The sequence below is a fragment of the Hafnia sp. HMSC23F03 genome, assembly GCF_001816025.1.
GTDB classification, from domain to species: Bacteria; Pseudomonadota; Gammaproteobacteria; order Enterobacterales; family Enterobacteriaceae; genus Hafnia; species Hafnia paralvei.
Genome location: NZ_KV824214.1, coordinates 531784 through 547534, shown reverse-complemented (window position 1 = coordinate 547534; position 15751 = coordinate 531784). Strand labels below are relative to the sequence as shown.

Genomic DNA, 15751 nt, shown 5'->3' with positions numbered 1-15751 from the left:
GGTCTCCCCATGCGAGAGTAGGGAACTGCCAGGCTCCAAATTAGTTGTGCTGATATGGCTCAGTTGGTAGAGCGCACCCTTGGTAAGGGTGAGGTCCCCAGTTCGACTCTGGGTATCAGCACCACTCTAATTAGTGGTTAATGTTCGGCTTAAAAAGAATTTGTCTGGCGGCAACAGCGCGGTGGTCCCACCTGACCCCATGCCGAACTCAGAAGTGAAACGCCGTAGCGCCGATGGTAGTGTGGGGTCTCCCCATGCGAGAGTAGGGAACTGCCAGACTTTAAATAAAACAAAAAGGCCATCCGCAAGGATGGCCTTTTTGTTTTGTCTGAAGCTTGTCGGTAAGTGTCTTGAAAGAGTAGGATAACCTTGTCGGAAACGAGGCTGAGCGACGCTATGCATTGACTCACAAGTCGATTTTCAGGGAAGTTCAGCGGAGTGAGCAGACGTTAAATAAAAAACTTCGCTCTTTAAGCGGGTGTTGTTGCTATTCCAAAACCAAAACAAGGATACGTTTTGTGAGCTTAATCTATATTCAGATACGAATAAATAACATAACGGTACGGAATATCGAGACCCAACAAGAAATTACCGGGTCCGCGTTATTTACGACAGAACGTTTGCTGGTAGGCCAATTTTTTCCTGCTGAAAAACTATTGCACGAATTAGCTCAGCAAGTGATGCCGCGCTTCAATACTCCTTTTAATCGCCCCGGCCTGCTTGTACATGCATTAGATATGTTCGAAGGTGGGCTGTCTCAAATAGAAGATCGGGTGTTAAAGGAAATCACGGCTCGCACTGCGCCTAGAAACAGTGGTTTGGTTGTCTATGCTGGTGAGAGAACGTTGAGCGATATGGAAGCTAAAGCGATTTTTGAACAGTACAGAAATAATTAAATCTGCTAAAGGGAAAAGGGCTCCGAAGAGCCCTTATTTATTAATGAGAAGTACCCTGCGAGATCCCTACACCCGTTTGTGAACGTACAAACTGTGAGTAGAAACGCCCACGCTCCTGCACTGCCGCCTCTGAATTATCAGTAATTGAGAAGAGCCAGGTGCCAATAAATGCAGCCGCCATTGAGAACAGCGCCGGATATTCATAAGGATAGATTGGCGTTGCATGCCCCAAGACTTTGACCCAAATAGTTGGGCCCAAGATCATCAAGACGACGGCTGTGAGTAGTCCTAACCAGCCGCCAACCATCGCACCGCGAGTCGTTAATTTCGACCAATACATGGAAAGGATCAGGATAGGGAAGTTACAGCTGGCCGCAATTGAGAACGCTAAGCCAACCATGAACGCGATATTCTGATTTTCAAACAAAATGCCTAAGCCAATAGCGACCACACCGAGCACTAACACAGTGATTTTGGAGACTTTCAGCTCATTGCGTTCAGTGGCTTTGCCTTGCTTGAAGACATTGGCATAGAGGTCGTGGGAGACCGCAGAAGCACCCGCGAGAGTTAAACCAGCAACGACGGCAAGGATAGTGGCAAAGGCGACCGCAGAGATGAATCCGAGGAAGAAGCTTCCACCAACTGCATCTGCTAAATGAACGGCTGCCATATTCGTGCCACCAATCAGTGCGCCCGCAGCATCTTTAAAGGCTGGATTTGAACCTACTAACACGATGGCGCCGAAGCCGATGATGAAGGTTAGAAAATAGAAGTAGCCCATAAAGCCAGTCGCGTAGAACACGCTCTTACGTGCTTCTTTCGCATCGCTGACGGTAAAGAAACGCATCAAGATATGAGGCAATCCTGCGGTGCCGAACATTAGCGCTAATCCCAGAGAAAGCGCGCTAATTGGGTCTGACACCAATCCTCCAGGACGCATAATCGCAGCGCCTTTTGGGTTGACTTCCATTGCTTGGTTAAACAGGGTATTAAAGCTAAAACCTACGGATTTCATGACCATGATCGCCATGAATGATGCGCCAGCAAGTAGTAGTACAGCCTTAATAATCTGAACCCATGTCGTTGCTAGCATTCCGCCAAAAAGAACATACATCACCATCAATACACCGACTAATACCACGGCGATATGATAGTTCAGGCCAAATAGCAATTCGATTAGCTTACCGGCCCCTACCATTTGAGCAATCAGATACAGGGCAACGACAACCAATGAGCCGCAGGCAGATAAGGTTCGAATGGGTCTTTGCTGTAAACGATAGGATGCAACGTCTGCGAAGGTATAACGTCCCAGGTTACGTAGGCGTTCAGCAACGAGGAACAACATGATTGGCCAGCCAACCAAGAAACCTAACGAATAGATTAATCCGTCGTATCCTGAGGTATATACCAGAGCTGAAATCCCCAGAAACGATGCGGCAGACATAAAGTCGCCAGCCATCGCTAAGCCATTTTGCAGGCCTGTGATATTGCCACCTGCGGTATAGTAGTCTTTACGTGAGCGTGTGCGCTTTGAGGCCCAGTAGGTAATATAGAGTGTTGCTCCGACGAAAATAACGAACATCACGATGGCTTGGATGTTTAACGGCTGTCGTTCGACTGCGCCAGTAATAGCATCTGCGGCATGGCTCGAAAAAGACATGGCGGTGAGAGCAAACAGCGTCAAAAGGCGTGATTTCATTGCCCTGCCTCCTGAAGAACCTGATGGTTAAGGCGATCGAACTCACCGTTGGCACGAATGACGTAAATGCCGGTTAATACAAAGGAAACCACTATCAGGCCAACGCCAATAGGGATCCCGCGGGTTACACTGGAACCTTCAGAAATTGGCGTTCCCAGCCAGCCAGGTGCAAAAGCAATCAGTAAAATAAAACCGAAATATAAAATCATCATTATCCATGAAAGAGTCCAAGCGAATCTTTCACGTTTTTGCACCAGTTCCTTGAAGCGCGGGTTATTTTCAATCCTTTGATAAATGGCATCATTCATCAGAGCGACTCCTAGTAAGGCATTGATTGAATAAAAGCTGTCCCACAGGCATAGCCTTGAAAGGCTATGCCAATGTGGTCAACTCTTTGCCGCGCTCAGGCGGCGACACGTCGTGCGACTAATTAAGATGAAACTTCCATTGATTGTTTTTCTTCTAACAACTTCTCTACGACTCCCGGATCTGCCAGTGTTGAGGTATCTCCCAGATTGCTAGTGTCTCCGGCTGCAATTTTGCGCAGGATACGACGCATGATTTTCCCCGAACGGGTCTTAGGCAGCGCGTCAGTCCAATGCAAAATATCAGGTGTGGCTATCGGGCCAATCTCTTTGCGCACCCAGTTGCGTACTTCGGTATAGAGCTCTGGCGTTGGCTCTTCTCCGTGATTGAGTGTGATATAGGCGTAAATTGCCTGACCTTTAATGTTATGCGGAACGCCGACCACGGCGGCTTCGGCAATTTTTGGATGGGAAACTAACGCTGACTCAATTTCTGCGGTTCCTAGGCGATGGCCAGACACATTGAGGACGTCATCAACGCGTCCGGTGATCCAGTAATACCCATCTTCGTCCCGACGAGCGCCGTCGCCGCTGAAGTACATGCCTTTAAACGTGGAAAAATAGGTTTGTTCAAAGCGATCGTGGTCGCCAAACAATGTACGCGCCTGCCCCGGCCATGAGTCGACCATCACGAGATTCCCCTCACAGGCACCTTCTTGAGGTATTCCGTCGTTATCGACTAATGCTGGCTGAACGCCAAAGAAAGGCAGGGTGGCAGAACCGGCTTTGAGTTCAATTGCGCCCGGCAGCGGTGTGATCATGAAACCACCGGTTTCGGTTTGCCACCATGTGTCCATGATTGGGCATTTGCTATTACCAATTTTGTTGAAGTACCACTCCCAGGCTTCAGGGTTTATGGGTTCACCTACCGAGCCCATGATACGCAATGAGGTACGCTGAGTGCCCTCAGTGGCTTTATCACCTTCGGCCATCAGCGCACGAATAGCCGTTGGCGCGGTGTATAGAATATTGACTTGATGCTTATCAACCACCTGCGATAAGCGGTTTACGCCAGGATAATTAGGTACGCCTTCAAACATTAATGTAATTGCGCCATTCGCCAATGGCCCATACAGCAAGTAGCTGTGGCCAGTGACCCAGCCAACGTCAGCGGTACACCAGTAGATATCGCCGGGATGGTAATCGAAGACATATTTAAATGTGGTTGCGGCATAAACTAAATAACCGCCGGTGGTATGCAAAACGCCTTTGGGCTTGCCCGTTGAGCCAGAGGTATACAGAATGAAGAGCGGATCTTCAGCATTCATCTCTTCCGGTGGACAGTTAGCATCGACTTGTTCAATGAGATCGTGCCACCACAGATCGCGTTCTGGATTCCATTCACCTTGTTTACCGGTACGCTTGAACACCACTACGTGCTCGACGCTTTTCACATGTGGATTCTTCAGTGCGTCATCCACATTCTTTTTCAAAGGAATAGGACGACCTGCGCGCAATCCTTCATCAGCGGTAATGACGATTTTTGAATTAGAGTCGATGATGCGGCCTGCAACGGCCTCTGGTGAGAAACCACCAAAAATGACGGAATGAATGGCGCCAATGCGCGCGCAGGCCAGCATTGCTACGGCGGCTTCAACCACCATAGGCATATAGATAGCAACAACATCGCCTTTTTTGACGCCAAGTTTCTTAAGTACGTTGCCAAAGCGACATACGTCGTGATGTAACTCTCGGTAGCTTACGGTTTTGCTTTCCTGTGGATTGTCACCTTCCCAGATGATCGCGGTTTGATTACCGCGTTCCTCTAAATGACGATCTAGGCAGTTAGCTGCCAAATTCAAAGTACCGTCTTCAAACCAACGGATACTGACATGACCAGGATCGAATGACGTGTTTTTTACTTTGCTATAAGGTTTCATCCAATCGATAATTTTGCCGTACTCAGCCCAGAATCCATCGGGATCGCTGACTGAACGTTGGTAGAGTTCACGGTACATCTGTGGGTTAATCAGGGTATGTTCTGCAATGTTTGCAGGAATAGAATGCTTATGGATCTGGCTCATCGTTATCCTCCTTGCGGATGTTAATATTATGTCAATATAAGGTTAAAAATGATTAGCGCGTTCGATTTGTGTCTTTTTTGCGCGATTGATCACGCAATAAAAATATTGGTATCTAGCAAGGGGATAACGTGGAAGGTTGGCTTAGCATGTGCTCATCTAGGATGAGTCAGTGAAGGACAATAGAATTATAAGTAGATGAAGAAAATAACGTAGAGCAACAATATATAAGTTAATAGTCAGTGATAAAGAAATTAAACAGAGTACCTAGCGAGATAAATAATCAGATAATAAAAAGTAAGAACAGGGAGGGCTATTTTCTCATCATAATTGGAATTATTATCTTCCACTATATCCTTCATTGCACCATCATGGTGCATAATACATCGATAGTTCTTGGTTAATTATTCGTTTAATCTCAAAATTATATCAAAAAACATGCATAATTAATCGATGGAGTATCACCCGGTGTTAGCAATGGGGAGTTGTTTTATTTTCCTTTTGTAACAATGTGTTATTTGTTTTTGTAATGCAATTTGTACAAACATTCACGTGATTTCAGCGTACATTGCAGTTCAATATTGGCTTGCGGAAAGCCACCGCAAAATGATACAGAATATAGGTCGCGTTTAGACAGGTCGCGATAGGAAATGAGTAAATACTTTACGGAATAAAAACTACAGCTGCAGATAAATATAAGAAGCTGGGTAGGCTCTATTATAATTGAGGAACATTTTCGGGAATGAAGAAATTTAAATTTACACTTGCTTGGCAAATCGTCGCTGCATTAATTTTAGGTATCATCGTTGGCGCTGTATTGCACAATCAGGAAGAGTCACGCGTTTGGTTGGTGAGCAATATTTTGAGCCCTGCGGGCGATATCTTCATTCGTCTGATTAAGATGATTGTTATCCCCATCGTGATCTCTACGCTGATTGTGGGTATTGCTGGCGTGGGTGATGCGAAGAAGTTGGGACGAATCGGCCTCAAAACTATCATCTACTTTGAAGTTATCACTACGGTTGCGATTATCGTGGGGATCACGTTGGCCAACGTGTTCCAGCCTGGGCATGGCATTGATATGTCTACGTTGGCAACGGTGGACATCTCTCAGTATGAAAAAACAACGGAACAGGTGCAGAGCGGATCTCATAGCCTTGTTTCAACCATTCTGGCATTGATCCCATCGAATCTGTTTGCCTCAATGGCTAAAGGCGACATTCTGCCTATCATCTTTTTCTCAGTGCTGTTTGGCTTAGGATTATCATCTTTACCAAAAGAAACTAAAGAGCCGCTGTTAAAGGTATTTAAGGCGGTATCGGAAAGCATGTTTAAAGTGACTCACATGATCATGCGTTATGCTCCTATCGGGGTGTTTGGCTTGATCTCTGTGACCGTGGCGAACTTTGGTTTTGCCTCTCTAGTACCATTAGCTAAATTAGTGGTGCTGGTTTACTTCGCCATTATCTTCTTTGCGTTGGTGGTGCTGGGATCAGTGGCTAAGTTATGCAAACTCAGTATCTGGACATTGATCAAAATTCTGAAGGATGAGCTGATTCTGGCTTACTCCACGGCGAGTTCCGAAACGGTGCTACCGCGTATCATTGAGAAAATGGAAGCTTACGGTGCGCCTAAGTCCATCACCAGCTTTGTCGTGCCGACGGGGTACTCTTTTAACCTAGATGGTTCTACCTTGTACCAAAGTATTGCGGCCATCTTTATTGCTCAGCTTTACGGCATTGATTTATCTATTGGGCAGGAGATCGTTTTGGTGTTGACGCTGATGGTGACCTCTAAAGGTATCGCTGGTGTACCAGGCGTATCTTTTGTTGTGTTGTTAGCCACGCTTGGCAGCGTAGGTATTCCATTAGAAGGGTTAGCGTTTATTGCAGGCGTTGACCGTATTCTTGACATGGCTCGTACTGCGTTGAACGTGGTTGGGAATGCGTTGGCGGTCCTCGTGATTGCCAAGTGGGAGCATCAGTTCGACCGCAAGAAAGCGAAAGCTTATGAAGAGAATATGTTGGTGAAGGCCGAACAGTTTTAAAAGCGAACTATCGACCTTGTTCTTAGATACCAAGTCTATTTAACCGCCTCCCCTTAGATGAGGGGGCGGTTATCAAAATGAATTAGTCACTTTTAAACTGTTCCATTTCTAACTGATACTGCTTCAGTTTGCGCCATAGCGTCGTGCGCCCAATTCCCAACATTCTTGCCATATCATGAGGTTTACCCTGTGCTGCGTGAGCCGCGCGGATAATCGCTTGGCGCTCTGCATCCTCCAATGACATTACCGGCGTCAACAAGGGGCTTTCCGGTTCTACCGTCAGTTTTTCCGTCATTAAATGTTCGGGCAGATCGGCCATTCGAATATGGTTGTGCTGACAAATCATCGCCGCGCGTTCGACGACACCTTTCAACTCCTGATCGTTACCCGGCCACGGGTAGTCGCGTAATTGAAGCAGAACGGCTTCGTCGATTTGATAACGGCAATGGAAATGTTGCCCCAAAATATTCAAGTGATGAGTCACCAGCAGCGGTATATCCGACTGGCGCTGACGCAGTGGTGGAATCTGTAGTTCGAACGACTGCAAGGTATAGAACAACTGACGACGGAATCGACCTTGTTTAACCAACAGCGGTAGATTTGCGCCAGTCGCGGCGATAATGCGTACATCGACCGGAATAATTCGGCTGGAGTTTTGGCGCATGATAACGCCCGTTTTAATTATCTGGAGGAGTACAGACTGCATCTCTGGTGGCAGATATTCTATTTGCTCCAAATACAGCGTGCCGCTGTTTGCTAGCTCAAACTTGCTGGGCAGGCCTGCATCGGTTTCGGTCGCGTCACTGCCGAGCAATTCTTTAGCGAACTGGCCTTCAACGAGGGTTTGACAGTTAATGGCGATGTATGAACTGTTAGCCCGTTCGCTGGCGTTATGGATTGCCTGAGCCAGTAGCTCTTTGCCGACGCCTTCTTCCCCCTGTAGCAGAATGGGGTGTTGACCGCGTGCTGCCTGACGACCGTATCTCAGCAGGCGCCGCATATCGAGCGAACCAGCCGGCATTTGTTCAAAGGTTTGGCTAACCTTTCCCAACTGATGATTCACCAACCTTCGCAGCTGATCTAGCGGATGCAGCAATGCGATAAAGCCGCAGTGTTCGCCGTCGGGAACGGGTTTCAGTGTGAGCAGCGTAGCGATAAATTGTTTGCGACTTTCAAACGTCATTTCGACATGATTAAGCGGTAGCCGTTGCTGAATGGCATGTTGCAACAATGAAGGCAGAGTAAGCAGAGAGGGAAGCGGGCGGCCTAAACTATTTTGTTCATCTAACAGCAGCATCCCCGCGGCGCGGTGATTCAAATATTGCAGACAGCCGTTGTGATCCCATGCAAGGACACCATCTTCCACGCCGTCTAACAGCGCGTAAAGCTCGTTGAGGTGACGGTTGGTTTCTGACAGCAACGCATCGGTATGTAACGAATTACCAATTTCTCGAGCAATGGCTAATGTTAACGGTAAATCACTGACAGCATAGTCCGCAGCCAGACTCGCAATGACGATAACGGCACGCTGTCGACCGCTGTTGTCATACACCGGTGTTGCGCTGCAGTGCCATGCACGTAATGCCTGTTTGAAATGCTCGTCACCATGTACCTGAACAGGATTGCCATCGCGCATTGCTAGCGCTGGAGCGTTAGTACCAATGTGTCCTTCGGCCCAATAGCTGCCGATATCAAAACCAAGTGCGGCAAGTGCGGTTCGTGTTTTTACGTGGCCACATTGCCAAAGCAAACAGCCGCTTTCATCGAGGATCTGCAAAACACAGGGGCGTGACTCCATATATTCATAGGCATCTTCTAGCGCCGCTTGGCCTAATACCAGCAGGTCGTTTTTACGTTGGCATATGGAGCGTAGCGTTGCCCCTGCTGCGCGGTGAGGCATTTTCCACGGCATGGGCTGCATCAGCTTTTGGCAGCGCACCCAAGATTGATAAATCGGCTGTGCAGGACGCATTGTCTCCGGCAAATTTCCGTGAGAGAAAAAATAGATCCAACGGTCGGAAGAAGTATCTGGCTGCACAAATAAAATCCATCAGTAAATGACAAGTGGTTATTAAAGCGGGAAAAGAGGAACAATTCCGTGAGCTGGATGCAAAGGGAGGGCTGATAGCGCCAAAAAAGCAAAGGGGCGAAAATTCGCCCCTTTGTTATCTCGCTACAGCGGCATCTAACATCGTAGGTTAGTTGCGGAAAGGATTCTTACCTTTGCTGCTAGAGGTGCTGGATACTGGGGTCGCTTGTGCAACTGGTGCTGCAGGTGCAGCGCTGTAGTCGCTGTTAACCTGGTCGGCTTGTGTTTTACCCTGCGGAGCAATAATGTCCGGCGTGGTAGAAACAGGCTTAGTCAGGCCGCCGTTAAGCGCCATCAGATCGTTTTGGTTCAGCGTACCCAAGGCGTATTTGATATTGAGCTGGCTGATCAGGTAATCGTAACGTGCGTTAGACAGGCTTTCTTTCGCGCTATACAGCGTGGTGGTTGCGTTCAGCACGTCAACGATAGTACGTGTACCAACCTGATAACCGGCTTCGGTCGCTTCTAAGGAGCTTTGCGCAGACACGACGGCCTGACGATAAGCTTCAACACCGCTGATAGAGGCAGAGATGTTGTTAAAGGAAGAACGAACGTTTTGAATTACGCTGCGGTGCGCGCTTTCCAGAGATTCACTTGCACCAACAAAGTTGTATTGTGCCTGTTGAACCTGAGAATTGGTTGCACCACCGGAGTACAGCGGCAGGTTAAACTGTAGGCCGATAGTGTTTTGGCCCTGATAGCTGCTGGCTCCGTTTGGGTTCTGCGCTTTCTGGCTGTTAGACAAACTGTTGTAGTCTGTATTGCTAACGCCAGAAGATGCAGTCAGATCCAACGTTGGCATATAGCCTGTCTGTGCATATTTGATCTGCTCACGAGCCAAGTCTTGGCTCAGGCGAGCGCTCAATAATGACAGGTTACGTTTTTCAGCCTCTTGCAGCAGACTATTCACGTTCTCTGGTTTAGTGGTTGAGAAACGCTCTACGTTCAGAGAGTCCAACTGACCATAGTACTGACCGGTGATTTGGCGCAGTGCTTCCAGAGAGTTATCCAAATTGTTACGTGCCGTCACTTCGTTAGCTAACACCAAGTCGTACTGAGCGCGGGCGTTCTGTACGTCGGTAATAGCAACCAAGCCCACGTTAAAACGCTGGGTGGTTTGATCTAACTGACGATAAATCGCTTCTTTATTAGCTTCAATGTAAGACAGCGCATCGATAGCGCGCAGCACGTTGAAGTAAGCCGTTGCTGAATTCAGCATCAGCGTCTGTTCGGAAGACTGATAAGAGACGTCTTGGATACCCGCCTGTTTTTCAGTTAGAGAAAGCTGACGCCATTTTGACATGTCAAAAATGGTTTGGGTCAATTGCAGCGACGCGCCGTAGTTATTCGAGTTCAAGCCGTCGTTGTCGCGCATCCCATTGGTATAAGTATAATCTGCGCCCAAGCCAAGCTGTGGTAACAGCGGGCTACGGGACTCGTTAATCTTCTCAAAAGCCACATCGCGATCTGCCGCAGCTTTACGCAGATCGGGGTTACTTTCCTTGGCTTGCTGATATACCTGCATCAGGTTTTCTGCATGGCTTAAAGTGGTAAAGCCACCAAGGCTCAGGCCAATAAGAAGGGGGAGCAGTTTCTTCATTTGCATTCCTTGTTGTGCAGCAAAGTTGCTATTGTAACGCTGACTAAAGTCATATAGCCGCCGATTCTACCAGAGACCGTATCTTAAGGAGCGTGGCTTTACGTGCCATCCCCCTTAATTTACCTAAATAAACAGTAAAGTGATTGAGTATTTTCAGATTGACCTCAAATCAATATTATTCATGCTAACCATCACACCACTTTTAGGAATTTAGCCGTATGAGCGAAAAAAATCCGTCACCCGTCACGTTTAGTAAAAATGATGTTGAAATTATTGCACGGGAATCGCTCTATCGCGGCTTTTTTTCGCTAGAACGTTATCGTTTTCGGCATCGTCTCTTCGATGGCAGCATGAGTGGCGAAGTTGTACGTGAGGTTTTTGAGCGCGGACATGCTGCCGTTCTGCTCCCTTATGACCCTGTGCGTGATGAAGTTGTGCTCGTGGAACAGATTCGCATTCCTGCGCTGGACTCTAGCCAAACGCCTTGGTTGCTGGAAATGGTGGCAGGGATGATTGAGCCCGGTGAGACAGTAGAAGATGTTGCCCGTCGCGAAGCGCAGGAAGAAGCTGGCATTCATGTGCAACGCTGTAAGCCGGTACTGAGCTATCTGGCAAGCCCCGGCGGTACAAGCGAACGCTTGTCTATTATGGTTGGTGAGATTGACGCGGAAAAAGCCTCCGGCATCCATGGCTTACCAGAAGAGCATGAAGACATTCGAGTGCATGTTGTGAGCCGCGAGCAGGCGTATTGCTGGGTGGAAGAAGGGGTGATCGACAATGCTGCATCGGTTATTGCATTACAGTGGCTGGCGTTGCACCATGAGTCGCTTCGCCGCGAGTGGATGAGTCCACCCCTTGGTTGTAGCAGCGCCAACTAATTTGGATACAGATACATATGATGAAGCGTTATTCCCCTGATTTTCCTCTAATGATGAGGCTGTGTGAGACTAATTATGCGCAATTGCGCCGTTTGTTACCGCGCAAGGACGAAGTTGGCGAATCGCAGGGATATCAGGTCAATGGCGCGAGTTATCAGATAAAAATTACGGAGTCGACGCGCTATACCTCAATGGCTGAAATCACCCAGACCCAGCCTGAACCGGGACATTGGGGGTTACCTTCAATGAGTGTGCGCCTGTATCATGACGCCATGGTTGCGGAAGTGTGTGCAAGCCAACAGATCTCTCGGTTTAAAGCACGTTATGATTATCCGAATAAAAAGTTGCATCAACGCGACGAAAAGCATCAAATTAACCAGTTTCTTGCAGACTGGTTGCACTATTGTCTGACGCATGGAGTTATGGCAATTCCTGTATATTAGAGCCTGTTTTGCTGCGCTGAGCCCTAACAATCGACGCAATGATTATTTTTACAGATTCTTGGCAGACTAAAGTCATAAAGGACACCATTTGGAAAGCCTGTTTCAACTAACCGTGGCACGTGGGGCTCCGGTTAGGATTTTACAAATCACAGACACTCACTTGTTTGCGGGTGAACATGAGACGTTATTAGGCGTCAATACTCACCGCAGCTACCACGCAGTGCTAGAGGCGATCCATGCCGAAGCTCGCCCGTACGACATCGTTGTCGCCACTGGTGATTTGGCGCAGGATCACTCTGTGGCGGCATACCAGCATTTTGCGAACGGTATTGCGACGCTGAATAAAACCTGTCTGTGGCTTCCGGGTAATCATGATTTTCAGCCTGCAATGGTCGATACGTTGGCCAATGCCGGTGTGAATCCCGCGAAGCATATGCTGTTGGGCGACCACTGGCAGATTATTTTGTTAGATAGCCAAGTTTTTGGTGTTCCCCACGGAGAGCTAAGCGACTACCAACTCGAATGGTTGGAGCGTACGCTTTCGCTGTACCCGCAGCGCCACGCTCTGATTTTGCTGCACCATCATCCGTTGCCGTCAGGCTGTACGTGGCTTGATCAGCACAGCCTGCGTAATGCACATATGCTAGGGGAAGTTCTGCAACATTACCCTCTGGCGAAAACCTTGCTATGCGGACATATTCATCAGGATTTGGATTTACAGTGGGAAGGCCGCCGTTTGTTAGCGACGCCATCAACCTGTATTCAATTCAAACCGTTATGCACCAATTTCACGATTGACACTCTATCGCCCGGGTGGCGTTATCTGGACCTACATCCAGATGGGACGCTCACGACTGAACTGCATCGTTTAGACGGTACAGAATTCAGACCGGATCTCGACTCTGACGGCTATTAATGATGCCCACGCTTTTATATCTCCACGGATTTAACAGTTCTCCCCGTTCTGCCAAGGCCACTGCGTTGAAACAGTGGCTAGCGGTTAATCACCCAGAAATTACCATGCTGGTTCCTCAACTCCCGCCTTATCCGTCGGATGCGGCGGAAATGTTGGAGGAGATAGTGATGTCTCGTTCTGGACGTCCTCTGGGAGTAGTGGGGTCTTCTCTGGGTGGATATTACGCCACGTGGCTATCACAGTGCTTCACGCTACCGGCGGTCGTGGTAAACCCCGCAGTTAAGCCCTATGAGCTGTTAATTGACTTTTTAGGGCAAAACGAGAATCCCTACACCGGCCAACAATATGTGTTAGAGTCTCGCCACGTTTACGATCTGAAAGTCATGCAGGTTGAACCATTGGAATCACCGGATCTCCTCTGGTTGTTACAGCAAACTGGTGACGAAGTTCTGGATTATCGACAAGCTGTGGCTTACTACGCGTTATGCCGCCAGACCATTGAGCCTGAGGGGTCACACAGTTTTGTTGGTTTCGAGCGATTTTTCCCACAGATCGTCGATTTCTTAGAGCTGGCCACCGATTATTAACCGGGTGGGACAGCTTATACCTACCGAGCGGAATATGGCTTCGCCAGAGCAAAGTACTGCTTTGCGCCGCTCGGTCGACGATAACTAACGACTTATACGATTCATACCATGACTCAATCCAGCTATAACGCTGATTCTATTGAAGTTCTCAGCGGCCTAGAACCCGTGCGCCGTCGTCCGGGTATGTACACCGATACCACGCGTCCTAACCATTTGGGTCAGGAAGTCATAGATAACAGTGTCGATGAGGCGCTGGCTGGCCACGCATCTCGCGTAGAGGTCATTTTATATCCCGATCAATCGCTGGAAGTGATTGACGATGGGCGCGGTATGCCGGTGGACATTCACCCTGAAGAAGGCGTACCTGCCATTGAACTGATCCTGTGCCGCTTGCATGCGGGCGGTAAGTTCTCGAATAAAAACTACCAGTTCTCCGGTGGTCTGCACGGCGTGGGTATCTCGGTAGTAAACGCCTTATCCAAACGCGTTGAAGTCACCGTACGCCGCGATGGACAGGTGTATCAGATGGCATTCGAGAACGGTGATAAGGTCGAAGATCTGCATGTAACCGGCACCTGCGGCAAACGCAATACCGGTACTAGCGTACACTTCTGGCCTGATGAACAGTTCTTTGACAGCCCTAAATTCTCGGTTTCTCGCCTCAATCATTTGCTGAAAGCTAAAGCGGTATTGTGTCCGGGCGTCGAGATTGTCTTTAAAGATAAGCTGAACAACACCGAACAGCGCTGGTGCTATCAGGATGGTCTGACCGACTATCTGATGGAGGCTGTGAACGGTCTTATCACTCTGCCAGAACAGGCATTTACCGGCTCCTTCTCAGGTGATACCGAGGCCGTTGACTGGGCACTGTTGTGGCTACCGGAAGGCGGTGAGTTGCTGACTGAAAGCTACGTCAACCTGATCCCAACCATGCAGGGCGGAACGCACGTTAACGGCTTGCGCCAAGGCCTGCTCGACGCCATGCGTGAGTTCTGCGAGTTTCGTAATCTTTTGCCGCGTGGCGTTAAGCTGTCGGCGGACGATATCTGGGAACGCTGTGCATACGTGCTTTCGGTGAAAATGCAGGATCCGCAATTTGCGGGTCAAACGAAAGAACGTTTGTCTTCGCGTCAGTGCGCGGCCTTTGTTTCTGCCATCGTTAAAGATGCTTTCAGCGTTTGGCTTAACCAAAACGTGCAGGTGGCCGAACAACTGGCTGAGCTGGCGATTTCCAGCGCCCAGCGCCGCATGCGTGCCGCTAAAAAAGTGGTACGTAAAAAGCTGACTAGTGGCCCAGCGCTGCCGGGTAAATTAGCCGACTGTACCGCACAGGATCTTTCCCGCACCGAGCTCTTTCTGGTGGAAGGGGATTCCGCTGGTGGCTCTGCTAAGCAGGCTCGTGACCGTGAATATCAGGCTATCATGCCGTTAAAAGGTAAGATCCTGAACACGTGGGAAGTTTCTTCTGACGAAGTGCTAGCCTCGCAGGAAGTACACGATATTTCCGTGGCGATTGGTATCGATCCAGATAGCGACGATCTCAGCCAGCTACGCTACGGCAAAATTTGTATCCTTGCGGATGCTGACTCCGATGGTTTACACATTGCCACGCTGCTATGTGCGCTGTTCGTGCGTCATTTCCAATCGCTAGTACGCGGTGGGCATGTTTATGTCGCCATGCCGCCACTGTTCCGCATCGACCTCGGCAAAGAGGTTTATTACGCGCTGGATGAAGAAGAAAAAGCCGGTGTATTGGAACAGCTCAAGCGTAAAAAGGGTAAGCCGAACGTACAACGCTTCAAAGGGTTGGGCGAAATGAACCCACTCCAACTGCGTGAAACAACGCTTGATCCAAATACGCGTCGTTTGGTGCAGTTAACCATCGATGATACCGATGTCGATCAAACGATGGCGGTGATGGATATGCTGTTGGCGAAGAAACGCTCCGAAGATCGTCGTAACTGGCTACAGGAAAAAGGTGATCTGGCGGATCTGGACGTCTAGTCTCCTTCGCTGAGTTAATAGTATAATTAGCCCGCATTTGAGCATGGACGCTTAAAGAGGCCGACTGGTTTTTGGTAACGCTATATAGCGTTCAGACCATTCAATAGGTAACAGCAATAAAGTTGTAGCCACGATCTTGTAGTGGCTATTGTTATATAGCTGGTTGAGGTCTTAAGTGCCCTTATTTTTCAGTCAGTCCTCTGTTC

At 48.6% G+C, this 15751-nt stretch carries 12 protein-coding genes, 1 tRNA gene and 1 rRNA gene; 9 read left to right on the top strand and 5 right to left on the bottom strand.

Annotated features, from left to right (window positions below; genetic code table 11):
* Positions 1-48 precede the first annotated feature (48 nt).
* From HMPREF3091_RS08185 to HMPREF3091_RS08175, 3 genes are all read left to right on the top strand, one after another.
* A tRNA-Thr gene (locus HMPREF3091_RS08185) sits at positions 49-124 on the top strand.
* 39 nt (positions 125-163) lie between these two features.
* Positions 164-279, top strand: a 5S ribosomal RNA gene (gene rrf / locus HMPREF3091_RS08180).
* Between the two features lie 239 nt (positions 280-518).
* The gene (locus HMPREF3091_RS08175) at positions 519-896 is read left to right on the top strand and encodes a YjaA family stress response protein (protein WP_070715236.1); all 378 of its coding nucleotides are present in this window, start codon (positions 519-521) and stop codon (positions 894-896) included.
* 40 nt (positions 897-936) lie between these two features.
* On the opposite strand, the gene actP is transcribed toward HMPREF3091_RS08175, so the two are convergent.
* The 3 genes from actP to acs all read right to left on the bottom strand — a co-directional run bounded on the left by actP (position 937) and on the right by acs (position 4984).
* A complete protein-coding gene (gene actP / locus HMPREF3091_RS08170) occupies positions 937-2595 on the bottom strand; it encodes a cation/acetate symporter ActP (protein WP_004095227.1) in 1659 nt (552 codons plus the stop codon).
* Positions 2592-2903: a DUF485 domain-containing protein gene (locus HMPREF3091_RS08165; RefSeq protein WP_004095228.1), complete on the bottom strand. Its 312-nt coding sequence runs from the start codon at positions 2901-2903 to the stop codon at positions 2592-2594. The genes actP and HMPREF3091_RS08165 overlap by 4 nt, the downstream gene beginning before the upstream one ends.
* 122 nt (positions 2904-3025) lie before the next feature.
* A complete protein-coding gene (gene acs / locus HMPREF3091_RS08160; protein ID WP_070715234.1) occupies positions 3026-4984 on the bottom strand; it encodes an acetate--CoA ligase in 1959 nt (652 codons plus the stop codon).
* A gap of 739 nt (positions 4985-5723) precedes the next feature.
* Between acs and gltP the strand changes: the two genes are divergently transcribed.
* Positions 5724-7028: a glutamate/aspartate:proton symporter GltP gene (gene gltP, locus HMPREF3091_RS08155; protein ID WP_070715230.1), complete on the top strand. Its 1305-nt coding sequence runs from the start codon at positions 5724-5726 to the stop codon at positions 7026-7028.
* An 82-nt stretch (positions 7029-7110) separates the two neighbouring features.
* Here gltP and dhaR read toward each other — a convergent pair whose 3' ends face one another.
* Positions 7111-9000 (bottom strand): dihydroxyacetone kinase operon transcriptional regulator DhaR, encoded by a 1890-nt coding sequence (dhaR, locus tag HMPREF3091_RS08150; protein ID WP_070715228.1) that lies wholly within the window; start codon positions 8998-9000, stop codon positions 7111-7113.
* Between the two features lie 226 nt (positions 9001-9226).
* Positions 9227-10717, bottom strand: a complete 1491-nt coding sequence (gene tolC / locus HMPREF3091_RS08145) for an outer membrane channel protein TolC (RefSeq protein WP_070715226.1) — start codon at positions 10715-10717, stop codon at positions 9227-9229.
* A 218-nt stretch (positions 10718-10935) separates the two neighbouring features.
* Between tolC and nudF the strand changes: the two genes are divergently transcribed.
* The 5 genes from nudF to parE all read left to right on the top strand — a co-directional run bounded on the left by nudF (position 10936) and on the right by parE (position 15545).
* Positions 10936-11595 (top strand): ADP-ribose diphosphatase, encoded by a 660-nt coding sequence (gene nudF, locus HMPREF3091_RS08140; protein WP_004095240.1) that lies wholly within the window; start codon positions 10936-10938, stop codon positions 11593-11595.
* A gap of 17 nt (positions 11596-11612) precedes the next feature.
* A complete protein-coding gene (locus HMPREF3091_RS08135) occupies positions 11613-12038 on the top strand; it encodes a DUF1249 family protein (protein WP_008814697.1) in 426 nt (141 codons plus the stop codon).
* Between the two features lie 88 nt (positions 12039-12126).
* Complete coding sequence (cpdA, locus tag HMPREF3091_RS08130) at positions 12127-12954, top strand: 3',5'-cyclic-AMP phosphodiesterase (RefSeq protein WP_004095244.1); 828 nt, start codon at positions 12127-12129, stop codon at positions 12952-12954.
* Between the two features lie 2 nt (positions 12955-12956).
* On the top strand, positions 12957-13541 hold the full coding sequence (yqiA, locus tag HMPREF3091_RS08125; RefSeq protein ID WP_035503916.1) for an esterase YqiA: 585 nt from the start codon (positions 12957-12959) through the stop codon (positions 13539-13541).
* 108 nt (positions 13542-13649) lie between these two features.
* Positions 13650-15545, top strand: coding sequence for a DNA topoisomerase IV subunit B (gene parE, locus HMPREF3091_RS08120; RefSeq protein ID WP_004095246.1), 1896 nt, complete (start codon positions 13650-13652; stop codon positions 15543-15545).
* Positions 15546-15751 lie beyond the last annotated feature (206 nt).